Consider the following 20,913-nt stretch of genomic DNA (forward strand, 5'->3'; position numbering starts at 1 on the left):
AGCGCGCGCTGCACGTCCTGGATGGGCGTGATGCCGTCGATCAGCCACGAGTTCTCGTCGCGCTTCACGATCTGTTCTTCTTCAGGCGTCGACGTCGACACCAGGTCGCCCATCACCGTGCTCATCACGTCGTTCAGCGTGATCACGCCGACCACCAGGCTGTACTCGTTGACGATGATCGCGAAGTCTTCGCGCGCCTGCTGGAACTGCTCGAGCACCTCGGTGAGCGAGAGCCGGTCGGGAATCACCAGCGCCTTGTGCAGCGTCAGGCCCTGGTCGAAGGCCAGCGGCTGGCCGCTGAGCACGCGCTGGAACATGTCCTTGGCGTCCACGTAGCCCAGCACGTGGTCGATGTCGCCATCGCACACCGGGTAGGCCGAGAACGGCTCGGCCACGATGCGCGCACGCAGCACCGACTCGGGGTCGTCGTGCAAAAACCAGGCGATGCTCTCGCGCGCCGTCATCACGCTGCTGACGAGGCGCGTCTCGAGCTCGAACACGTTGGCGATCACCTGTTGCTCGCGCGCCGCCAGCACGCCGGCCTGCGCACCGGCCTCGGTCATGGCGAGGATGTCGGCCGAGGTGATCTTGTCGTCGCGCGCCATCGGCATGCCGAGCACCTTGAACAGCAGATCGGTCGCGCGCGTGAAGAACCACACCAGCGGCTTGAAGGCGGTGATCAGCAGCAGCATCGGCCCGACGATGCGCACGGCGAGCCGTTCGGGCGCGCTCATGCCGAGCCGCTTGGGGAACAGGTCGGCGAACACCAGGAACACCGCGATCACGATCACGAACGAGCACAGGAAGGCGATGTTGGCCGCAACCTCCACGCTCAGCCAGTTCTCGAAGAAGCGTGCGAAATACGGGCTCAGTGAGCCTTCGCCGACCACGCCGCCGAGGATCGCCACCGCGTTCAGGCCGATCTGCACCACGGTGAAGTAGTGGCCCGGCTGCTCCTGCACGCGCAGCACCTTTTCCGCGCGCGGGTCGCCCTCGTCGGCCATCTGGCGCAGACGCAGGCGGCGCGAGGCGGCCAGGCAGATTTCGGCGAGGGAGAAGAAGGCGCTCATCGCGATCAGCAGCGCGATGATGAGCAGGCTTTGGGTGAGAGTCATGGCGGCACGTTGTAGACCGCCATGGTGCCATGACTGGCGCCGGGTTCGGGCGCGCGCGGGACGCGGCGCCCGTCAAACAAGAAGCGCAGGGCTCAGGCGGGCGCGCCGCCGCCGATCACCTGCTGCAGCTCGCCCGACTCGTACATCTCCATCATGATGTCCGAGCCGCCCACGAATTCGCCCTTCACGTAGAGCTGGGGGATGGTGGGCCAGTTGCTGTATTCCTTGATGCCCTGGCGGATGCCGTCGTCTTCGAGCACGTTGACGGTCTTGAGCGCCTTGGTGTCGACGCCGACGGCCTTGAGGATCTGGATGGCGCGGCCCGAGAAACCGCACATCGGGAAGCTGGCGTTGCCCTTCATGAAGAGCACGAGTTCGTTGGATTTGACGAGGTCGTCGATGCGTTGTTGAGCGTCGGACATGGGGACTCCTGAAGAAAAGTGGGCTGGGGGGATTATTTCACCGTGCGCCAGATGCCGCCGGAGCAGCGCGCGATGCCGGCGAGGTCGTTGCGGCTTTGCACTTCGGCGAAGCCGCGCGCGGCCAGCAGCTGGCGCACCGCCTCGGCCTGGTCGTGGCCGTGCTCCAGCAGCAGCCAGCCGCCGTCGGCCAGGTGGGCGGGCGCGTCGCGCACGATCTGGCGGATGTCGTCGAGGCCGTCGGCGCCCGCCACCAGCGCGCGGGTCGGCTCATGGCGCAGCGCGGGCAGGTGCGGATCGCCGGCGGCGATGTACGGCGGGTTGCTGGCGATGACCGCGTAGCCGTCGGTGGCGCCGTCGAGCCAGTTTGATTCGGTGAAGCGCACCGGCAGGCCCAGGCGCTGCGCGTTGGCCCGGGCCACCGCGAGCGCGTCGGCGCTGGCATCGACCGCGTCGACCTGCGCATCGGGCCGCGCATGCTGCAGCGCCAGCGCGATCGCGCCGCTGCCCGTGCCGAGGTCGAGCACGCGCGGGGCCGGGCGACCATCGAGGCAGGCGAGGGCCCACTCGACCAGCGTTTCGGTGTCGGGGCGCGGCACCAGCACGCGGGCGTCGACCTGCAGCTGCAGGCCGTGGAATTCCTTCTCGCCCAGCAGGTAGGCGACCGGCTCGCCCGCCGTGCGGCGCGACAGCCGGGCCGCGAACGCGGGCCAGGCCTCGCCGGGAAACGGATCGGTGTCGTGCGCGAGCAGCCAGGCGCGGTCGTTCACGGGGCGGCCCAGCGCGTGCAGCAGCAGCAGCTGGGCGTCGAGGCGGTCGATGCCCAGGGCCATGGCCGCGGCCAGCGCCTGCGCCACGGTGGACGGTGCGGTGGTGTCGGTCATCACGCGGGCAGGCTCGATTCCAGCTCGGCCAGCTGCTCGGCCTCGCGCGCGGCGCGCAGCGCCTCGAGCACGTCGCCCAGGTCGCCTTCCATGATGGCGAGCAGCTTGTAGAGCGTGAGGTTGATGCGGTGGTCGGTGAGCCGACCCTGCGGGAAGTTGTAGGTGCGGATGCGGTCCGAGCGGTCGCCGCTGCCGATCAGGCCCTTGCGCATGGCGGCGTCCTTGGCGGCACGCTCGCTGCGGTCTTTTTCCTGGATGCGCGCCGACAGCACCTGTAGCGCCTTGGCCTTGTTGCGGTGCTGGCTGCGGTCGTCCTGGCACTCGGCCACGATGCCGGTCGGGATGTGCGTGATGCGCACGGCCGAGTCGGTCTTGTTGATGTGCTGGCCGCCGGCGCCGCTGGCACGGTAGGTGTCGATGCGCAGGTCGGCCGGGTTGATCTGCACCGCCACGGTTTCGTCGGGCTCGGCCAGCACGGCGACGGTGCAGGCGCTGGTGTGGATGCGACCCTGCGTCTCGGTGGCCGGCACGCGCTGCACGCGGTGGCCGCCCGATTCGAAGCGCAGCTTGCCGAAGACTTCGTCACCGACGATGCGGATCACCACTTCCTTGTAGCCGCCGAGTTCGCTCGCGCTTTCGCTCACGATCTCGCAGCGCAGGCCGGCGCGCTCGCAGTAGCGCGTGTACATGCGCAGCAGGTCGCCCGCGAACAGTGCCGATTCGTCGCCGCCCGTGCCGGCGCGGATTTCCATGAAGGCGTTGCGCGCATCGTCCGGATCCTTGGGCAGCAGCAGGCGCTGCAGCTCGTCTTCGAGCTGCACCAGCTCGGCCTCGGCGCCGGCGATTTCTTCCGTGGCCATCTCGGCCATGTCGGGGTCGTCGAGCATCTCTTTCGCGCCGGCGATGTCGGCCTCGCGCTGCTTGAAGCGCTCGTAACGGCCGGCGATCTGCGTGACCTCGGCGTGCTCGCGCGAGATGGTGCGGTACTGCGCCATGTCGCTCATGATGTCTTCGCGCGAGAGCAGGAAGTCGAGCTCGCCCAGGCGTTGGACATAACGTTCGAGTTGGTGGCGCAGAAAGGATTTCACGACGGAAGAGGCCCGAAAAATGGGAGGGAGGAACGCCGCAGTGCAGCGGCAGGGCGCATGAAAAGCGTGGCCCGCGCGGCGGGCGGGCCATCGACGCGCGTCGTCGCTAACGCTCTTTGCGCAGGAACAGGCGCGAGAGCGTCTGCGCCGTCTGTTCGCGCGAGGCGGCATCGCCCGCGTGCAGCTCGGCCATGGCGCCGTGCATCATCTTCTGCGTGAGCCCGCGCGACATGGCTTCGAGTACGACCTCGACCGATTCGCCCTTGGCAAGCAGCTTGCGCGCGCGGGCCATTTCGGTGGCGCGCCATTCGTCGGCCTGCGCGTTGAGCTGCTGGATCAGCGGCACGGTGCCGCGCTGGCCCAGCCAGTGCATGAAGCTCTGCACGCCGGCGTCGATGATGACTTCGGCCTGCGCCACGGCGGCCTGGCGGTTGGCCTGGCCCTGCTGCACCACCTGGGCGAGGTCGTCCACGGTGTACAGGTAGATGTCTTCGAGGGCCTTCACCTCGGGCTCGATGTCGCGCGGCACGGCCAGGTCGACCATGAACATCGGGCGGTGCTTGCGGGCCTTGAGCGCGCGCTCCACGGCGCCCAGGCCGATGATCGGCAGCGTGCTGGCGGTGCAGCTGATGACGATGTCGAACTCGGCCAGCCGCGCCGGCAGGTCGGCCAGCCGCATGGCTTCGCCGCCGAAGCGCGAGGCCAGCTTTTCGCCGCGCTCCAGCGTGCGGTTGGCGATGGCGATGGCCTTGGGTTCCTTGGCCGCGAAGTGCGTGGCCGCGAGGTCGATCATTTCGCCCGCGCCGACGAACAGCACGCGCGTGGTGCGCAGGTCTTCGAACAGCTGGCCGGCCAGGCGCACGGCGGCGGCGGCCATGCTGATCGAATGGGCGCCGATCTCGGTGGCGGTGCGTACTTCTTTGGCGACCGCGAACGAGCGCTGGAACAGCTGGTTGAGTGTGCTGCCGAGCGCGCCGGCGGTTTCGGCCGCGCGCACGGCGTCTTTCATCTGGCCGAGGATCTGGGCCTCGCCGAGCACCATGGAGTCGAGTCCGCTGGCCACGCGGAAGGCATGGCGTGCGGCTTCGTCGTCGTGCAGGGTGTAGGCGTGCGAGCGCAGCAGGGCAGGGGCCACGCCGCCGCTCTGGGCCAGCCAGCCGAAGGTGTGGTCGAGCGCGATGTGCTCGGAGGCGCAATAGATCTCGGTGCGGTTGCAGGTCGAGATGATCGCGGCCTCGACCTGCGGGTGGCTGCTGCTGCTGCCAAAAGAACTGCGCAAACTGTGCAGCGTCGGGGCGATCTGATCGAGCGCGAACGCGAAACGACCGCGCAGATCGAGCGGCGCGGTCGTGTGGTTCAAGCCGAGAGCCCAGACTGACATTCCATGATTATAAAATCAGCAGCCGGGCGAGGCGTTCCGAGGGACAAATGGCTTTCCCTATGACAGCCATATGCGCCGCCACATGGCCTTCGCGCTCACTCACGGCCCCTCATGGACCTGCTGGACCTCTTCAATCACCTGCTTAATTTTGCGGCACCCGCGGCTTTCATCGCCTGGGTGCTCGTGGCCGTGGGGCGCTTTCTCGGCGGCCCGCGCACCGGCATTCCGCGCTGGTGGATGCAATGGGCGATCACCTTCGGGGCCGGCCTGCTGACCTCGCTGGCCGGCCTGATCGTCACGGGCCGCGACGGCTCGATGACCACTTACGCCGCGCTGGCGGCGGTCTGCGGCACCGTGCAGTGGCTCGTGATGCGCGGCTGGGGCCGCTGAGCCGGCGTCAATCGAGCCGGCGGGCCATGTAGACCGACAGCCCCGGATAGGTCGCCAGCCGGGCCTGTTGCGCCTCGCCGGCCGGCGCCGTGGCCGCATAACCCTGGCGCTCCCAGAACCCGACCGAAGCCTGCACCGACACCAGCGTCGAATGCCGCCAGCCCGCGCGCAGTGCGTGGGCCCAGGCGTGGCGCACGAGGCGCGGCCCCAGGCCCAGCCCCGAGGCCTCGGGGTGCACCGCCAGGTCGTGCAGGTAGAGCGCGTCGGCGTCGGGCGCGACCTCGAAGTCGCCGTGCAGCGGCGTGAGGTTGCCGTGCTGCGAGGGGTAGGCCGCCAGGTAGGCCCGCACGGCGCCGCCGTGCTCGGCCACCCAGCCGGTGTGCGGCGAGGCTGCCAGCCGCCGCGCGATGAGCACGCCGTCCTCCACGAACCCCGCGCCGTAGCAGGCGAGCTGGATCGCCAGCACCGCCTCGAGGTCGTCTGCGCGCATGTCGCGCACGAGCAGAGAAGGCGCGGCGTCCATCAGGCGAGCAGCAGCTTGTCGTCGTCCAGCTTCTCGCCGCGCGTCTGCTCGAACATGCGCAGCAGGTCGGGCACATCGAGGCCCGAGCGCTGGTCCCCGGCCACGTCGAGGATCACCTGGCCTTCGTGCAGCATCACGGTGCGCGAACCGTAGTCCAGCGCCTGGCGCATGCTGTGCGTGACCATCATGGCGGTGAGCTGGCTGCCTTCGACGATCTTGGCCGTCAGCTCCAGCACGAAGGCGGCAGTCTTCGGGTCGAGCGCGGCCGTGTGCTCGTCGAGCAGCAGGATGCGCGAAGGCCGCAGCGACGCCATCAGCAGGCTCACGGCCTGGCGCTGGCCGCCCGAGAGCAGGCCGATGCGGTCGGCCAGGCGGTTTTCGAGGCCCAGCTTCAGGATCGACAGCTTCTCGCGGAACAGCTCGCGCAGGTTGCGGTTGAGCGAAAAGCCGAAGCCCCTGCGCTCGCCGCGCTTCCACGCCAGCGCCATGTTTTCCTCGATGGTCAGCGCCTCGCAGGTGCCGGCCATCGGGTCCTGGAACACGCGGGCCACCATGCCCGAGCGCTGCCAAGCGTTCAGGCGGGTCACGTCCTTGCCGTCGATTTCGAGGCGGCCCTTGTCGACCATCAGGTCGCCGCTGATCGCGTTGAGAAAAGTCGACTTGCCCGCCCCGTTCGAGCCGATCACGGTGACGAACTGGCCGGTGGGAATGTCCAGGCTCAGGCCGCGCAGCACGCGGTTTTCGATCGGCGTGCCGGGGTTGAACGTAATTTCGAGTTGTTGCGCGCGCAGCATCAGTTCTTCCCCTTGAAGAGTCCGCCCAGCTTGCGCTTGTAGGCGGGCACCAGCAGCGCGAACGCCACGAGCACGGCGGTGACCAGGTTCAGGTCTTGCGCCTGCAGGCCCATGAAGTCGGTGTTGAGCGCCATCGCGATGAAGAAGCGGTACAGCAGCGCACCGAGCACGCAGGCCAGCGTGGTGATGACCATGCTGCGCGCGGGCAGCAGGGTCTCGCCGATGATCACGGCGGCCAGGCCGATCACGATCGTGCCCACGCCCATCGAGATGTCGGCCGTGCCCTGGCTCTGCGCGAACAGCGCACCGGCCAGCGCCACCAGCGAGTTCGAGAGCGCCAGGCCCGCCATCGTGTGGAAGTCGGTCGAGATGCCCTGGGCACGCGCCATGCGCGCGTTGCCGCCGGTGGCGCGCATCGCCAGGCCGGCTTCGGAGGCGAAGAACATGTCGACCACGATCTTCGCGGCGATCACGATGATCAGCAGCAACAGCGGCTTGGCCCACTGCTCGGGCATGCCGCCGAAGCTGACCATGCTGAACACCGTGGGTTCGGTGATGAGCGCCACGTTGGGCTTGCCCATCACGCGCAGGTTGATGGAGTACAGCGCGATCATCACCAGGATGCTCGCGAGCAGCTGCATGATCTTCAGCTTGACGTTGAGCCAGGCCGTGAGCCAGCCCGCGGCGGCACCGGCCACGCAGGCGACGGCCGTGGCGGCGGCGGGATTCCAGCCCGCGACAATGAGCGTCGCGGCCACGGCGGCGCCCAGCGGAAAGCTGCCGTCCACCGTGAGGTCGGGAAAGTTGATGATGCGAAACGACATGAAGACGCCCAGCGCGACCAGTCCGAAAATCAGACCGATCTCGATGGCGCCCAGCGAAGCAATGAGGGACATGGGGGCTTCCGGGGAGCGCAGCAGTCGGCGGGCTGGCGCGCCCGGCCTGCGCCGGGAGCAAAAGGCCCGCCGGGGCGGCTTTTACTTGGTGCTGACGACCTTCGCCGACTTCAGCAGCGTGTCCGACAGGGTCACGCCCTGCAGCTTGGCCGCGCCGGGGTTCACCACCAGCTCGAAGTTGGTGCTGGTCTGCGAGGCGATGGTGCCGGGCTTCTCGCCCTTGAGGATGCGCACGACGATCTTGCCGGTCTGGCGGCCGATGTCGGTGTAGTTCAGGCCCAGTGCGGCCACGGCGCCGCGCTCGACGGTGGCGGTGTCGGCGGCCACCACGGGCAGCTTGGCTTGCTGTGCCACCTTCACGATGCCCTCGAAGGCCGAGACCACGTTGTTGTCGGTGGGCGTGTAGATCACGTCGGCCTTGCCGACCAGGCTCTGGGCGGCGGTGGGCACGTCGACCGTGCGTGCGGCGGCGGCTTCGACCACGGTCATGCCGGCGTCGGCGGCGGCCTTCTTCAGTGCGGTGACGATGGCCACCGAGTTGGCTTCGCCGGGGCTGTAGATCACGCCGATGCGCTTGGCGTTCGGCACGACCTTCTTGATCAGGTCGATGTGCTTCTCGAGCGGCGACAGGTCGGATACGCCCGTCACGTTGGTGCCCGAGGGCTCCCAGTTCTTCACCAGCTTGGCGGCCACCGGGTCGGTGATGGCCGAGTACACGACGGGAATGGTCTTGGTGGCGGCCACGGTCGCCTGCGCCGACGGCGTGGCGATGGCCACGATCACGTCGGGCGCATCGCCCACGTACTTGCGGGCGATCTGGGCGGCGGTGCCCACGTTGCCCTGCGCGCTCTGGTAGCTGAACTTGAGGTTCTTGCCCACTTCATAGCCGGCGGCCTTCAGCTCTTCCTTCACGCCGTCGCGCACGGCGTCCAGCGCCGGGTGCTCGACGATGGCGGTCACGGCGACCGACTTGTCGGCGGCCAGGGCCGGTGCGGCGGCGAGCACGCCGAGGGCCAGGGCCACGGCGCTGAAGGGGGTGCGAAGCAAAGCGTTTTTCACGTAAGGGTCTCCGGGAGGGGAAAGAGGTGTGGGTGCGTTCGAAGCCGCCGGCAAAGCCTGGGGCGCCATTCAGCGGCCCGGATGGATGCAACGCCGTCCGGGCGCGTCGAAGTCTAGATCGTACTTTGCACAATTAAGGTGCATGAACCCCTCGGGCTTTCCCCGCTTTAAGAAACATAATTGCATCAATCATGCATATGGGGAGACGAAATTGCAGATCATCGAACTCGACCGCACCGACCGGCGGATTCTGGAGCACCTCCAGGCGCACGGCCGCGCGTCCAATCTCGACCTGGCCGAGGTGGCCCAGCTGTCGCCCGCGCAGTGCCTGCGGCGCCACCGGCGGCTCGAAGAACTGGGGCTGATCAGCGGCTACGCCGCGCGGCTCAACGCGCGCCACATCGGGCTGGGCGTGATCGCCTTCATCCACGTCACGATGGCGCGCGGCCACGTCGACGAGCTGCCCAAGTTCCAGGACCTGATCGCCGACATGCGGCAGATCCTGGAGTGCTACTCGGTGACCGGCGACTTCGACTACGTGCTCAAGGTGGTCGCGCGCGACCTGGAGGCGCTGTCGCAGTTCCTCATGCACACGCTGATGCACATGCCGGGCGTGTCGGCCGTGCGCTCCAGCGTGTGCCTGAACGAGATCAAGTGCACGGGCGCGCTGCCGCTCGAATAAGGCGGCGGGCGCGTCAGGTGCTGGTGGTGCCCGGCAGCGGAGACGCCGGTGTGGCCGGCGCCGGCGACGGCTCGGCGGGCAGCACCGGCGCGGCCGCCGCCATCACGAGCGTCGTGGGCGTGGCCAGCGGCAGGTCGGCCTGCTTGAGCGCATCGAGGATCGTGAACAGCAGGTCGCTGCGCACGCCGCCCGCCAGCCGGGGGCTCGGCACGTAGGCGATGGCCTGGAAGATCAGCAACCCGTTCTCGATGCCTTCGAGCGTGAGCGACGGCGCCGGCGTTTCCAGCACGCCTTCGTGCGCGCGGCAGGCCTCGAGGATCAGGTCGCGCACGCGCTGCGCGTCGGTGGTCAGCGGCATCGGCAGGCGAATCAGCACGCGGCCTTCGGCGTTGGCCAGCGTCATGTTGCGCACGGTCTTGGTGATGAACTCCGAGTTCGGCACGATCAGCGTCGAGCGGTCGCCCAGCTGGATTTCCGTGGCGCGCACATTGATGCGCCGCACGTCGCCCTCGGTGGTGCCCAGCACCACCCAGTCGCCCACCTTCACCGGCTGCTCGGCCAGCAAGATGAGCCCCGAGATGAAGTTCTGCACGATGGCCTGCAGGCCGAAACCGATGCCCACCGACAGCGCGCTCGCCACCCACGCGATGCGCTCGATGCCGATGCCCAGCGCCGACAGCGAAAACGCCACCACCAGAATGCCGCCCACGTAGCCCAGCAGCGTGGTGATCGAGCTCTGCATGCCCGGCTCGAACTGCGTGCTCGGCAGGTAGCTGCGCGACAGCCAGCGCTTGAACACCCGCAGCACGATGAAGCCGATCACCGCGACGGCCACGGCGCTGAGGATCGCGCCCGGCACCAGCTGGAACTCGCCCACCTTCACGCCGGTGCCGAGCTTGCCGCCGCGCTGGAACACCTCGCCCGGGCCCGTGCCCAGCGGCGCGGCCAGCGCCACCAGCATGTAGAAGAACAGCGCCACGCGGCTCAGGCCCGAGAGCACCGTCGCCGCCTGGTCGAGCGTCTGCGGCGCCAGGCCGAAGCTCTTCTGCAGCCGCTGGCCGGAGGCGCTGCGCGACGACACCACGGCCATGAACAGGTCGTCGGCGAACTTGAACAGCACGTAGAAGGCCGCCGCGACGATGCCGCTCCAGGTGAGCTGCGAGGCCAGGAAGCTCGCCAGCGCCACGTAGCCGAAGGCCACCAGCACCCAGATCGCGATCACCAGCACCACGATCAGCGCCACCAGCACCCCGACCCACATCGGGCGTTCCGGCAGGCCGGCGTCGGGCGCGTCGGCGCGCAGTGCCTTCAGGCGGTACACGACGGTGCCGACCAGCGCGGTGAGCAGCAGCGCCGTTGCCACGTGCGTGGTGACCACGGCGGCAAAGCTGGCGTCGATGAGCGCGTTGATCTCGGCGGGCGTCCACGCCAGCGCGGCCACCAGCGCCACCAGCCACGGCAACGCCGACAGGCGCTGGGCCGTGAGGTCGGGAATGGCCGGCAGGCGCCACGACGGCCTCCCCGTGGCCAGCAGCCCGCGTCCCAGGCCGATGATGAACGCCATGAAGGTCAGCGTCTGCGCTGCCGATTGCAATGCCTTGCGCGCCTGTGCGTCCCACATCGCGTGGGCCTTGAGCACTTCGACGACGCCGTGCGCGGCCACGGCGACCAACAGCACGTGCGTGGCGACGATGGCGATCACCAGCAGCGAGCGGCGCAGCCGCCCGGCCGGCAGCACGCGCGTGGCCAGCCGCGTCAGCCCGCGCTCGGCGGCCCAGACGCCGAGCCATGCGAGCAGCAGCGCGCCGATGAAGGCGGCGATCACCGGCGTGCGGCTTTCGGGCTGCAGCGCCTGATCGAAACCGTCGCCGAGCGCCGATCCGATCGCCTGCAGCCGGGCCAGGTCGTCGGGCCAGGCCTCGCGCAGGTCGTCCCAGAACTCGCCGCCGAGCGGCGAGGCGGCGCGGCTGGTGAGTTCGGCCTCGAACTGCTGGCGCCGCTGCGACACCACGTCGGTGCCGCGCTGGCGCACGTCGATCGCCAGGAGCCGGGCCAGGCGGATGTCCGCGTCGAGCGCGTTGCGCTCCTTGGTCAGCTGCGCGCGCTGGCGCGTGATGTTGGGGTCTTCGGTGGCGCCGGCCGCGGGCGGGTTGCCGAGTTCGCCGAGCCGTGCGTTCAGGTCGGCCAGTTCGCTGGCGCGGGCGGACACGAACTTGTCGGCCTGCACGCCGATCTCGTTGATCTGCGCGAGCTGCTTGCGTGCGTCGTCGTCTTCGGCGCCCGGAACGACGCTGGCGTTGGCCTTGCCCGTGGGCGCGATGCGCGCGAACTGCGCGCGCAGCTCCGCGATGGTGGGTGGCGGCGTGGCGGCCGCCGCGGTGTTGGCGCTGTTGTTGGGGTTGCCGTTGCCGGCGTTCATGCTGGCGTCGGGCTGCGCGAGGGCGCTGCCGCACATCAGCAGGGCCCACACGGTCAACGCGGCCAGGAGGGCGGGGAGGCGCAGGCCCGCGAGGCGAGAGGTCCGATTCATGGCCGCATCATAGAAGCCGCCATGACGTAAGAACGGGTAAGAAATGCAGCCTCAGCCCGCGGGACTGAACAGGTCGACGCGGTCGGTGATGATGCCGTCGGTGCCCAGGTCGATGAGCCGCTGCGCGGCCCAATCGTCGTTCACCGTGTAGCTCAGCGAGCGCAGGCCTGCGCCATGCACCTGCGCCACGATGGCGGTGTCCCACAGCGCGTGGTTGCAGACGATGGCCTGGCATTCCAGGCTCAGCGCGGTGTCGAGCCAGCCGTTCCACAGCGTGTCGAGCAGCAGGCCGCGCGGTAGTTCGGGCTGCACGGCCTGCGCGCCCTTCAGCGCGTCGATCTGGAACGAGGTGAGCAGCGGCGGCACGGCCGCGCCCTGCCAGAGGCGCGCGGCTTCGCGTGCGACCACTTCGCCGGTCTCGCGTTCGGTGCCGGGCGTGGGCTTGATCTCGATGTTCAGCAGCAGGTCGTTGGCGCGGCAGAAGCGGGCCAGGTTTTCCAGCGTGGGCAGCGGCTCGCCCGCGAAGGCACGCGAATGCCAGCCGCCGGCGTCGAGTTGCGACAGCGCGCCCCACGCCTGCTGGCCGCCGATGCCGTGGCCGTTGGTGGTGCGATCGAGCGTGGCGTCGTGCATCAAAAAGACCACGCCGTCGGCGCTGAGCTTGGCATCGCACTCGAACATGCGGTAGCCGTGCGACGCGCCGAAGCGGAAGGCGGCCAGCGTGTTCTCAGGCGCCAGCTTGCCGGCGCCGCGGTGCGCGATCCAGCGGGGGTAGGGCCAGGGACTGCGTTCGGCCATTGCTCAGTCTGCCCTCTTGCCCGATCCGGCGTCGAACCAGTGCAGCTTGTCTTCGCGCGCGGCGATCTTCACCGTGTCGCCGGCCACCGGCGGATGGTCGCCCTCGTCGGTGCGCATGATGATCTGCTCCTCGCCGATGCGGCCGTACACCAGGCGCTCGGCGCCCAGCAGTTCGACCTGCTCGACCTGCACCGTCCAGCCGCTTTCGTCGAGCTTCATGTGCTCGGGGCGAATGCCCAGGATCTGGCCCGGGCGCACGCCCGGTGCGTGCCGCAGCAGGTTCATCGGCGGCGAGCCGATGAAGCTCGCCACGAACGTGGTGGCCGGGCGCGAGTACACCTCTTCGGGCGTCGCGAACTGGTCCATCACGCCGCCGTTCATCACGATGATGCGCTGCGCCAGCGTCATGGCCTCGACCTGGTCGTGCGTGACGAACAGCGAGGTGATGCCGAGTTCGCGGTGCAGCTTCTGGATTTCGAGGCGGGTCTGCGCGCGCAGCTTGGCGTCGAGGTTCGACAGCGGTTCGTCGAACAGGAACACCCGCGGCTGGCGCACGATGGCGCGGCCCATGGCCACGCGCTGGCGCTGGCCGCCCGAGAGCTCGCGTGGCTTGCGCTCGAGCAGGTGGCCCAGCTCGAGGATCTTGGCGGCCTTGTCGACGCGCACCTTGATCTCGGGTGTCGGCACCTTGGCGATCTTCAGGCCGTAGGCCATGTTCGCGAACACGCTCATGTGCGGGTACAGCGCGTAGTTCTGGAACACCATGGCGATGTCGCGCTCGGAGGGCTCGAGCTGGTTCACCACCTTGCCGCCGATGGCGATCTCGCCGGCCGAGATTTCCTCGAGGCCGGCCACCATGCGCAGCAGCGTCGATTTGCCGCAGCCGGAGGGGCCGACGATGACGATGAATTCATGGTCGGCGATCTCGGCGCTCACGCCGTGGATGACCTGGTTGGCTTTCGGCCCGTGGCCGTAGCGCTTGATGACGTTGCGTAGAGAGAGAGCAGCCATAGTTATTTTTCAGTGTCCACGAGGCCCTTGACGAACCACTTTTGCATCAGGATCACCACCAGCGCGGGCGGCAGCATCGCCAGGATGGCGGTGGCCATCACGACGTTCCATTCGTTCTGTCCGTCGCCGCCGGCAATCATTCGCTTGATGCCGACCACCACGGGGTACATGTCTTCGCTCGTGGTCGCGAGCAGCGGCCACAGGTACTGGTTCCAGCCGTAGATGAACTGGATCACGAACAGCGCCGCGATCGAGGTCTTCGACAGCGGCAGCAGCACGTCGAAGAAGAAGCGCATGGGGCTCGCGCCGTCCATGCGCGACGCTTCGGTGAGCTCGTCGGGCACCGTGAGGAAGAACTGGCGGAACAGGAAGGTCGCCGTGGCCGACGCAATCAGCGGCACCGTCAGGCCCGCGTAGGTGTTCAGCATGTTCAGGTCGGACAGCACCTTGTAGGTGGGCAGGATGCGCACCTCCACCGGCAGCATCAGCGTCACGAAGATGGCCCAGAAGCAGATCTTCTTGAACGGGAAGCGGAAGTACACGATGGCGAAGGCCGACAGCAGCGAGATGGTGATCTTGCCGATGGCGATGACCATGGCCGTCACGAAGCTCACCCACATCATGTGCGCCACCGGGGCGTTGGAGCCCGCGCTGTTCTCGCGCCCGAAGAGCGCGCCCTTGTAGCTGTCGACGATGTTCGAGCCGGGTGTGAGGGGCATCGGCGCCTGCACGATCTCCTGGGCCGTGTGCGTGGAGGCCACGAACGCCAGGTAGAGCGGGAAGGCGACGATGAACACGCCCAGGATCATGATGACGTGGGCCAGGATGCCCTGCGTGCCGCGTTTCTCAACCATGCTGCGCTCCGCCCAGTTTGATTTGTTCTTGTTGCTTCATCAGTACTGCACCTTCTTCTCGACGTAGCGGAACTGGATGACCGTCAGCGCCACCACGATCACCATCAGCACCACCGACTGCGCGGCCGAGCCGCCCAGGTCGAGGCCCTTGAAACCGTCGTGGTAGACCTTGTAGACCAGGATGGTCGTGTCCTTGCCCGGGCCGCCCTGCGTGGCCGCATCGACGATCGCGAAGGTGTCGAAGAAGGCGTAGACCACGTTGATCACCAGCAGGAAGAAGGTGGTGGGCGACAAGAGCGGGAACTGCACGGTCCAGAAGCGGCGCCACGGGCGCGCACCGTCGATGGCCGCGGCCTCGATCAGCGACTTCGGGATCGACTGCAGCCCGGCCAGGAAGAACAGGAAGTTGTACGAGATCTGCTTCCACACCGAAGCCATCACGATCAGCGTCATGGCGTGGCCCGAGTCGAGCAGGTGGTTCCAGTTGATGCCGATCTTGCCCAGCGCATAGGCCACCACGCCCAGCGAGGGCGAGAACATGAAGACCCACAGCACGGCCGCCACGGCGGGCGCCACGGCGTACGGCAGGATCAGCATGGTCTTGTAGAACATGCCGCCGCGGGTGATGCGGTCGGCGAACACGGCCAGCATCAGCGACAGGCTGATGCCGATGCCGGCCACCAGCACCGAGAACAGTGCCGTGGTCTTGAACGACTCGCCATAGGCCGGGTCGCTGAAGAGTTGGCGGAAGTTGTCGAACCCGACGAACTCGACCGACGTGCCGAACGCGTCCTGCTGCTGCAGCGACTGCAACAGCGCCTGGCCGGCCGGCCAGAAGAAAAACACGAGGATCACCGCCATCTGCGGTGTCAGCAGCAGCCAGGGCAACCAGCCCGAGCGAAAGAAAACGCGTTTTTCCATGAAGCCTCTACATAAAAAATCCCGCCCGGCGCGCCCTGGAATAAGGGCGTGCGGGGGCGGGCGATATTAGCCGGACACGGAGCCCGGAACTTCAATCGTTAGCTTTTGTTCGCTTTTTGGAAGCGTTCCAGCTGCTCGTTGCCGCGGGTCACGATGGCGTCGAGGGCTTCCTTGGCCGTCTTCTTGCCGCCCCAGACCTGTTCGAGCTCTTCGTCCTCGATGGCGCGGATCTGCACGTAGTTGCCCAGGCGGATGCCGCGGCTCTTGTCGGTGACCTTGCGGATCATCTGCGTCACGGCCACGTCGGTGCCGGGGTTCTGCTTGTAGAAGCCCGATTCCTCGGTGAGCTTGTACGAGGCGGTGGTCACCGGCAGGTAGCCGGTGCGCTTGTGGCTGGCGGACTGCACTTCAGGCGTCGAGATGAAGCTGAAGAACTTGGCCACGCCCTTGTACTCTGCGGCCTTCTTGCCCGACATGACCCACAGGCTGGCGCCGCCGATCACGGTGTTCTGCGGTGCGCCCGGCACGTCCGGGTAGTAGGGCAGGGGTGCCAGGCCGTAGGCGAACTTGGCGTTTTTGGCCACGTTGCCGTAGAAGCCCGAGGACGTGTTGATCATGGCGCACTCGCCCGACACGAACGAGGCTTCAGGCACGTTGCCGCGGCCCTTGTAGATGAACAGTCCCTGCTTGGACATGCTGGCCAGGTTTTCGATGTGGCGCTGGTGCAGCGGCGAGTTCACCTTCAGGCGCGCGTCCAGGCCCTGCAGGCCGTTGGCCTTGCTGGCGAACTCGACGTTGTGCCAGGCCGAGAAGCTCTCGACCTGCGTCCAGTTCTGCCAGGCCGTGGTGAACGGGCACTTGTGGCCGCTGGCCTTGAGCTTGGCGGCGGCAGCCACCACTTCGGGCCAGGTCGACGGCGCCTTGTCGGTCGGCAGGCCGGCCGCCTTGAAGGCGTCCTTGTTGATGTAGAAGATGGTGGTCGAGCTGTTGAACGGGAAGCTCAGCATCTGGCCGTTGGGGGCGGTGTAGTAACCGGCCACGGCGGGGATGTAGGCGGCCGGGTCGAACTTCTCGCCCGCGTCCTTCATGACCTGGCCGACCGGAATGACGGCGCCCTTGCTGGCCATCATGGTGGCGGTGCCCACTTCGAACACCTGCAGGATGTGCGGTGCGTTGCCCGAGCGGAAGGCCGCGATGGAGGCCGTCATGGATTCGTCGTACGTGCCCTTGAAGGTCGGGACGATCTTGTAGTCTTTCTGGCTCTCGTTGAACTGCTTGGCCAGGTCGTTGACCCACTCGTTGTTGACGGCGGTCATGGAATGCCACCACTGGATTTCGGTCTGGGCCTGGGCTGCATTGAACAGCGTGGCGGCCAGCGCCGATGCCAACGCGAGCGTCTTGAATCGCATGAAGTCTCCTCGGGGAAAAAATGGAAAGCGCGAATGCTAGGGCATGTGCGTGACACAGCCGCGTCACATTGGGGCACGGACCCGGGGGCTATTCCAATCGGGGAAACCCCTTTAGCGTCAAGCCCGGCGCGGGCTGCAGGGCTCTTGCTGCGCTGCACCATGCTAGCATCGTCCTCCCCTTTTTTGGCCTAGCTTGTCGCCATGGCCGGGGCCTTCCTGAGTACGCCATGAGCAGCAAAACCTCCCTCGACAAAAGCAGGATCAAGTTCCTTTTGCTCGAAGGCATCCACCCTTCGGCCGTGGAGGTGCTGCGCGCCGCCGGCTACACCAACATCGAGGCGCTGCCGGGTGCGTTGCCCGACGCCGAACTCAAGGCCAAGATCGCCGACGTGCACTTCGTGGGCATCCGCTCGCGCACCCAGTTGACGGCCGACGTGTTCGCTGCCGCGCACAAGCTGGTGGCGGCCGGGTGCTTCTGCATCGGCACCAACCAGGTCGACCTCGACGCCGCCCGCGAACACGGCGTGGCCGTGTTCAACGCCCCGTATTCCAACACCCGCTCGGTGGCCGAGCTGGTGCTGGCCGAAGCCATCCTGCTGCTGCGCGGCGTGCCCGAGAAGAGCGCCGTGGCGCACCGCGGCGGCTGGCTCAAGTCGGCCGACAACGCCTTTGAAATCCGCGGCAAGACGCTGGGCATCGTGGGCTACGGCTCCATCGGCGCGCAGCTGTCGGTGCTGGCCGAGGCGCTGGGCATGCACGTGGCTTTCTACGACGTGGTCACCAAGCTGCCGCTGGGCAACGCCCGCCAGGTGCGCGAGCTGCACCAGCTGCTGGCCCAGAGCGACATCGTGACCCTGCACGTGCCCGAGACCCAGGCCACCCAATGGATGATCGGCGCCGCCGAGATCGCCGCCATGAAGCCGGGGTCGATCCTGATCAACGCCTCGCGCGGCACCGTGGTCGAAATCGAGCCGCTGGCCGAGGCCCTGAAGAGCAAGAAGTTGCTGGGCGCTGCGATCGACGTGTTCCCGGTGGAGCCGCGCACCAACAAGGACGAGTTCCAGTCGCCGCTGCGCGGGCTGGACAACGTGATCCTCACGCCGCACATCGGCGGCTCGACCATGGAGGCGCAGGCCAACATCGGGCTCGAAGTGGCCGAGAAGCTGGTGAAGTACAGCGACAACGGCACCTCGACCTCGTCGGTCAACTTCCCCGAGGTGGCGCTGCCGGCGCACCCGGGCAAGCACCGCCTGCTGCACATCCACCGCAACGTGCCGGGCGTGCTGTCCGAGATCAACAAGATCTTCTCGGACAACAACATCAACATCTCCTCGCAGTTCCTGCAGACCAACGAGAAGGTCGGCTACGTCGTGATGGACATCGACGCCGCCTCGTCCGACCTGGCGCTGGAGAAGCTGGCCAAGGTGAACGGGACGATCCGCAGCCGCGTGCTGTTCTAAGCCCTTTGTCTTTCTCCCTCTCCCGCCGGGAGAGGGCGGGGTGAGGGCCGGCGGCCCCACGCCACGGCAGGCATCGGGCTTGCCATAGGGAATAGCGGAACGGGAAGGGCAAAGACCCCAAGGCCTGCCCTAAAATCCACCCCCCGGCTACATGGGCGCGCAGCGCCTGGCCAAGGGCCCCACCCGATGAATGCTCCGACCGCGTTGAATACGCTGTTGTCACAGGCCGCAGAGCCTGTACGACTGCGCGAGATCCCCTACAACTACACCAGCTTCTCCGACCGGGAGATCGTGCTTCGCCTGCTGGGCGAACGCGGCTGGGAACTGCTTCAGATCCTGCGTGCCGAGCGCCGCACCGGCCGATCGGCGCGCATGCTCTACGAGGTGCTGGGCGACATCTGGGTCGTGCAGCGCAACCCCTACCTCGTCGACGACCTGCTCGACAACCCGCGCCGCCGCGGCCAGCTGGTCGACGCCCTGCGCCACCGCCTGGGCGAAGTGCAGAAGCGCCGCACCCCCGACAGCGACCTGCCGCGCGACCAGCTGGTGGGCGAGCTCACCGGCCTCGTCAGCCAGGCCGTCGCCGCCTTCGACGACACCTTCCGCGAAGTCGCCGCCCTGCGCCGCAAGGCCACGCGTGTGCTGCGCCGGCTCACGGCCAAGGACAACATCAAGTTCGACGGTCTTTCGCGCGTGTCGCACGTGACCGACGCCACCGACTGGCGCGTCGAGTACCCCTTCGTCGTGCTGTGCCCCGACACCGAGGTCGAGATGGCCTTGCTGGTCAAGGGCTGCATCGAACTGGGCCTGACCATCATTCCGCGGGGGGGCGGCACCGGCTACACCGGCGGCGCCATTCCGCTCACGTGGAAGAGCGTGGTCATCAACACCGAGAAGCTCGAGGCCATGACCGAGGTCGAGCACGTGTCGATGCCCGGCCTGGACGCGCCCGTGCCGACCATCTGGACCGAGGCCGGCGTGGTCACCCAGCGCGTGGCCGACGCGGCCGAGCGCGCGGGCTTCGTGTTCGCGGTCGACCCGACCTCCGCCGAGGCTTCGTGCGTCGGCGGCAACGTCGCCATGAACGCCGGCGGCAAGAAGGCCGTGCTCTGGGGCACGGCACTCGACAACCTCGCCTCGTGGCGCATGGTCACGCCGCAGGCCGAATGGCTCGAAGTGACCCGCATCGGCCACAACCTGGGCAAGATCCACGACGCCGAGAGCGCCCTGTTCGAGTTGCAGTACTTCGCCGCCGACGGCAAGACCCCGCTGCGCACCGAGCGCCTCGACATTCCCGGCAAGACCTTCCGCAAGGAAGGCCTGGGCAAGGACGTGACCGACAAGTTCCTTTCGGGCCTGCCGGGCATCCAGAAGGAAGGCTGCGACGGCCTCATCACCAGCTGCCGCTGGGTGGTGCACAAGATGCCGGCGCACACGCGCACCGTGTGCCTCGAATTCTTCGGCAACGCGAAAGATGCGGTGCCCAGCATCGTCGAGATCAAGGACTTCATGTTCGCCGAGCAGAAGCGCTCGGGCGTGCTGCTGGCCGGCCTCGAGCACCTGGACGACCGCTACCTCAAGGCCGTCGGCTACGCCACCAAGTCGAAGAAGCACGGCGGCCTGCCGAAGATGGTGCTGTTCGGCGACATCGCGGGCGACGACGCCGACGCGGTGGCACGCGTCACCTCGGAAGTGGTGCGCATCGCCAACTCGCGCAGCGGCGAAGGCTTCATTGCCATCAGCCCCGAGGCGCGCAAGAAATTCTGGCTCGACCGCAAGCGCACGGCCGCCATCAGCAAGCACACCAACGCCTTCAAGATCAACGAAGACGTAGTGATTCCGCTGCCGCGCATGGCCGAGTACAGCGACGGCATCGAGCGCATCAACATCGAGCTGTCGCTGCAGAACAAGCTGGCGCTCACCGACGCGCTCGAAGCGTTCTTCACACGCGGCAACCTGCCGCTGGGCAAGACCGACGACGCGCACGAGATCCCGGCGGCCGAGCTGCTCGAAGATCGCGTGGCGCAGGCGGTGGCGCTGGTGCACGAGGTGCGCGCGCTGTGGGCCGGTTGGCTGCAGAACGTCGACGCGCTGTTCCCGCAGCTGCAGGACCACACGCTGCGCGCAAGCTGGAAGACCCAGCTGCGCCAGCCGCTGCAAGAGATCTTTTCGGGCGCCGAGTTCGGGCCAATCCTGGCCGAGTGCACCGCCATCCACAAGCAGGTGCTCAAGGGCCGCGTGTGGGTCGCGCTGCACATGCACGCGGGCGACGGCAACGTGCACACCAACCTGCCCGTCAACAGCGACAACTACGAGATGCTGCAGACCGCGCACGCCGCGGTGGTGCGCATCATGGCGCTGGCACGCAGCCTGGACGGCGTGATCTCGGGCGAGCACGGCATCGGCATCACGAAGCTCGAATTCCTGAGCGACGAAGAGCTGCGCCCGTTCACCGAATACAAGGCCCGGGTCGACCCCGAAGGCCGCTTCAACAAGGGCAAGCTGCTGCGCGCGCCCGCGGGGCAGGCGCAGACGCTGCACGCCGACCTGACCAACGCCTACACGCCGAGCTTCGGCCTCATGGGGCACGAGTCGCTGATCATGCAGCAGAGCGACATCGGCGCCATCGCCGACAGCGTGAAGGACTGCCTGCGTTGCGGCAAGTGCAAGCCGGTGTGCGCCACGCACGTGCCGCGCGC

At 67.8% G+C, this 20,913-nt stretch carries 19 protein-coding genes; 4 read left to right on the forward strand and 15 right to left on the reverse strand.

The window, feature by feature from the left end; all coding sequences use genetic code 11:
* From AAG801_RS27775 to hemA, 5 genes are all read right to left on the reverse strand, one after another.
* On the reverse strand, window positions 1-1,115 hold a 1,115-nt coding region (locus AAG801_RS27775; RefSeq protein WP_341891285.1), incomplete at its 3' end, for a hemolysin family protein.
* Between the two features lie 92 nt (window positions 1,116-1,207).
* Window positions 1,208-1,537 (reverse strand): Grx4 family monothiol glutaredoxin, encoded by a 330-nt coding sequence (gene grxD, locus AAG801_RS27780; protein WP_341891286.1) that lies wholly within the window; start codon window positions 1,535-1,537, stop codon window positions 1,208-1,210.
* A 32-nt stretch (window positions 1,538-1,569) separates the two neighbouring features.
* Entirely contained in the window at window positions 1,570-2,418 is an 849-nt protein-coding gene (gene prmC / locus AAG801_RS27785) for a peptide chain release factor N(5)-glutamine methyltransferase (protein WP_341891287.1), read from the reverse strand.
* Entirely contained in the window at window positions 2,418-3,506 is a 1,089-nt protein-coding gene (gene prfA / locus AAG801_RS27790; RefSeq protein ID WP_099792335.1) for a peptide chain release factor 1, read from the reverse strand. The genes prmC and prfA overlap by 1 nt, the downstream gene beginning before the upstream one ends.
* Window positions 3,507-3,612: 106 nt before the next feature.
* Window positions 3,613-4,887 (reverse strand): glutamyl-tRNA reductase, encoded by a 1,275-nt coding sequence (gene hemA, locus AAG801_RS27795; protein WP_341891288.1) that lies wholly within the window; start codon window positions 4,885-4,887, stop codon window positions 3,613-3,615.
* A gap of 111 nt (window positions 4,888-4,998) precedes the next feature.
* Between hemA and AAG801_RS27800 the strand changes: the two genes are divergently transcribed.
* A complete protein-coding gene (locus AAG801_RS27800) occupies window positions 4,999-5,277 on the forward strand; it encodes a hypothetical protein (protein WP_192193322.1) in 279 nt (92 codons plus the stop codon).
* 7 nt (window positions 5,278-5,284) lie between these two features.
* Here the strand turns inward: AAG801_RS27800 and AAG801_RS27805 are convergent, their stop codons facing one another.
* From AAG801_RS27805 to AAG801_RS27820, 4 genes are all read right to left on the reverse strand, one after another.
* Window positions 5,285-5,800 (reverse strand): GNAT family N-acetyltransferase, encoded by a 516-nt coding sequence (locus AAG801_RS27805; RefSeq protein ID WP_341891289.1) that lies wholly within the window; start codon window positions 5,798-5,800, stop codon window positions 5,285-5,287.
* Window positions 5,800-6,594: an ABC transporter ATP-binding protein gene (locus tag AAG801_RS27810; RefSeq protein WP_099792327.1), complete on the reverse strand. Its 795-nt coding sequence runs from the start codon at window positions 6,592-6,594 to the stop codon at window positions 5,800-5,802. The genes AAG801_RS27805 and AAG801_RS27810 overlap by 1 nt, the downstream gene beginning before the upstream one ends.
* Window positions 6,594-7,490, reverse strand: coding sequence for an ABC transporter permease (locus tag AAG801_RS27815; RefSeq protein WP_341891290.1), 897 nt, complete (start codon window positions 7,488-7,490; stop codon window positions 6,594-6,596). The genes AAG801_RS27810 and AAG801_RS27815 overlap by 1 nt, the downstream gene beginning before the upstream one ends.
* 81 nt (window positions 7,491-7,571) lie before the next feature.
* On the reverse strand, window positions 7,572-8,549 hold the full coding sequence (locus AAG801_RS27820; protein WP_341891291.1) for an ABC transporter substrate-binding protein: 978 nt from the start codon (window positions 8,547-8,549) through the stop codon (window positions 7,572-7,574).
* A gap of 211 nt (window positions 8,550-8,760) precedes the next feature.
* Between AAG801_RS27820 and AAG801_RS27825 the strand changes: the two genes are divergently transcribed.
* A complete protein-coding gene (locus AAG801_RS27825) occupies window positions 8,761-9,231 on the forward strand; it encodes an Lrp/AsnC family transcriptional regulator (protein WP_153285776.1) in 471 nt (156 codons plus the stop codon).
* Between the two features lie 13 nt (window positions 9,232-9,244).
* On the opposite strand, the gene AAG801_RS27830 is transcribed toward AAG801_RS27825, so the two are convergent.
* The 6 genes from AAG801_RS27830 to ugpB form a co-directional block, all read right to left on the reverse strand.
* Window positions 9,245-11,761, reverse strand: coding sequence for a DUF3772 domain-containing protein (locus AAG801_RS27830; RefSeq protein ID WP_341891292.1), 2,517 nt, complete (start codon window positions 11,759-11,761; stop codon window positions 9,245-9,247).
* A 51-nt stretch (window positions 11,762-11,812) separates the two neighbouring features.
* Window positions 11,813-12,559, reverse strand: a complete 747-nt coding sequence (ugpQ, locus tag AAG801_RS27835) for a glycerophosphodiester phosphodiesterase (protein WP_341891293.1) — start codon at window positions 12,557-12,559, stop codon at window positions 11,813-11,815.
* Window positions 12,560-12,562: 3 nt separating this feature from the next.
* Entirely contained in the window at window positions 12,563-13,570 is a 1,008-nt protein-coding gene (ugpC, locus tag AAG801_RS27840; protein ID WP_099792317.1) for a sn-glycerol-3-phosphate ABC transporter ATP-binding protein UgpC, read from the reverse strand.
* Window positions 13,571-13,572: 2 nt separating this feature from the next.
* The gene (ugpE, locus tag AAG801_RS27845) at window positions 13,573-14,424 is read right to left on the reverse strand and encodes a sn-glycerol-3-phosphate ABC transporter permease UgpE (protein ID WP_099792315.1); all 852 of its coding nucleotides are present in this window, start codon (window positions 14,422-14,424) and stop codon (window positions 13,573-13,575) included.
* A gap of 39 nt (window positions 14,425-14,463) precedes the next feature.
* On the reverse strand, window positions 14,464-15,345 hold the full coding sequence (ugpA, locus tag AAG801_RS27850; RefSeq protein ID WP_101488987.1) for a sn-glycerol-3-phosphate ABC transporter permease UgpA: 882 nt from the start codon (window positions 15,343-15,345) through the stop codon (window positions 14,464-14,466).
* Window positions 15,346-15,443: 98 nt separating this feature from the next.
* Window positions 15,444-16,754: a sn-glycerol-3-phosphate ABC transporter substrate-binding protein UgpB gene (gene ugpB / locus AAG801_RS27855; protein ID WP_101488988.1), complete on the reverse strand. Its 1,311-nt coding sequence runs from the start codon at window positions 16,752-16,754 to the stop codon at window positions 15,444-15,446.
* A gap of 227 nt (window positions 16,755-16,981) precedes the next feature.
* On the opposite strand from ugpB, the gene serA reads away from it, so the two are divergent.
* The gene (serA, locus tag AAG801_RS27860) at window positions 16,982-18,214 is read left to right on the forward strand and encodes a phosphoglycerate dehydrogenase (RefSeq protein WP_101488989.1); all 1,233 of its coding nucleotides are present in this window, start codon (window positions 16,982-16,984) and stop codon (window positions 18,212-18,214) included.
* 186 nt (window positions 18,215-18,400) lie between these two features.
* Window positions 18,401-20,913: DUF3683 domain-containing protein (locus AAG801_RS27865; protein WP_341891294.1), on the forward strand; the 2,513-nt coding region annotated here is incomplete at its 3' end.

The organism is Variovorax sp. YR752, from assembly GCF_943372545.1.

What these genes read in the sequence shown, in the direction of transcription:
- grxD (WP_341891286.1), bottom strand. Translation starts at nt 1,537, where the DNA reads ATGTCCGACGCTCAACAACGCATCGACGACCTCGTCAAATCCAACGAA.
- prmC (WP_341891287.1), bottom strand. Translation starts at nt 2,418, where the DNA reads ATGACCGACACCACCGCACCGTCCACCGTGGCGCAGGCGCTGGCCGCG.
- hemA (WP_341891288.1), bottom strand. Translation starts at nt 4,887, where the DNA reads ATGTCAGTCTGGGCTCTCGGCTTGAACCACACGACCGCGCCGCTCGAT.
- AAG801_RS27800 (WP_192193322.1), top strand. Translation starts at nt 4,999, where the DNA reads ATGGACCTGCTGGACCTCTTCAATCACCTGCTTAATTTTGCGGCACCC.
- AAG801_RS27805 (WP_341891289.1), bottom strand. Translation starts at nt 5,800, where the DNA reads ATGGACGCCGCGCCTTCTCTGCTCGTGCGCGACATGCGCGCAGACGAC.
- AAG801_RS27810 (WP_099792327.1), bottom strand. Translation starts at nt 6,594, where the DNA reads ATGCTGCGCGCGCAACAACTCGAAATTACGTTCAACCCCGGCACGCCG.
- AAG801_RS27815 (WP_341891290.1), bottom strand. Translation starts at nt 7,490, where the DNA reads ATGTCCCTCATTGCTTCGCTGGGCGCCATCGAGATCGGTCTGATTTTC.
- AAG801_RS27830 (WP_341891292.1), bottom strand. Translation starts at nt 11,761, where the DNA reads ATGAATCGGACCTCTCGCCTCGCGGGCCTGCGCCTCCCCGCCCTCCTG.
- ugpQ (WP_341891293.1), bottom strand. Translation starts at nt 12,559, where the DNA reads ATGGCCGAACGCAGTCCCTGGCCCTACCCCCGCTGGATCGCGCACCGC.
- ugpC (WP_099792317.1), bottom strand. Translation starts at nt 13,570, where the DNA reads ATGGCTGCTCTCTCTCTACGCAACGTCATCAAGCGCTACGGCCACGGG.
- ugpE (WP_099792315.1), bottom strand. Translation starts at nt 14,424, where the DNA reads ATGGTTGAGAAACGCGGCACGCAGGGCATCCTGGCCCACGTCATCATG.
- ugpA (WP_101488987.1), bottom strand. Translation starts at nt 15,345, where the DNA reads ATGGAAAAACGCGTTTTCTTTCGCTCGGGCTGGTTGCCCTGGCTGCTG.
- ugpB (WP_101488988.1), bottom strand. Translation starts at nt 16,754, where the DNA reads ATGCGATTCAAGACGCTCGCGTTGGCATCGGCGCTGGCCGCCACGCTG.
- serA (WP_101488989.1), top strand. Translation starts at nt 16,982, where the DNA reads ATGAGCAGCAAAACCTCCCTCGACAAAAGCAGGATCAAGTTCCTTTTG.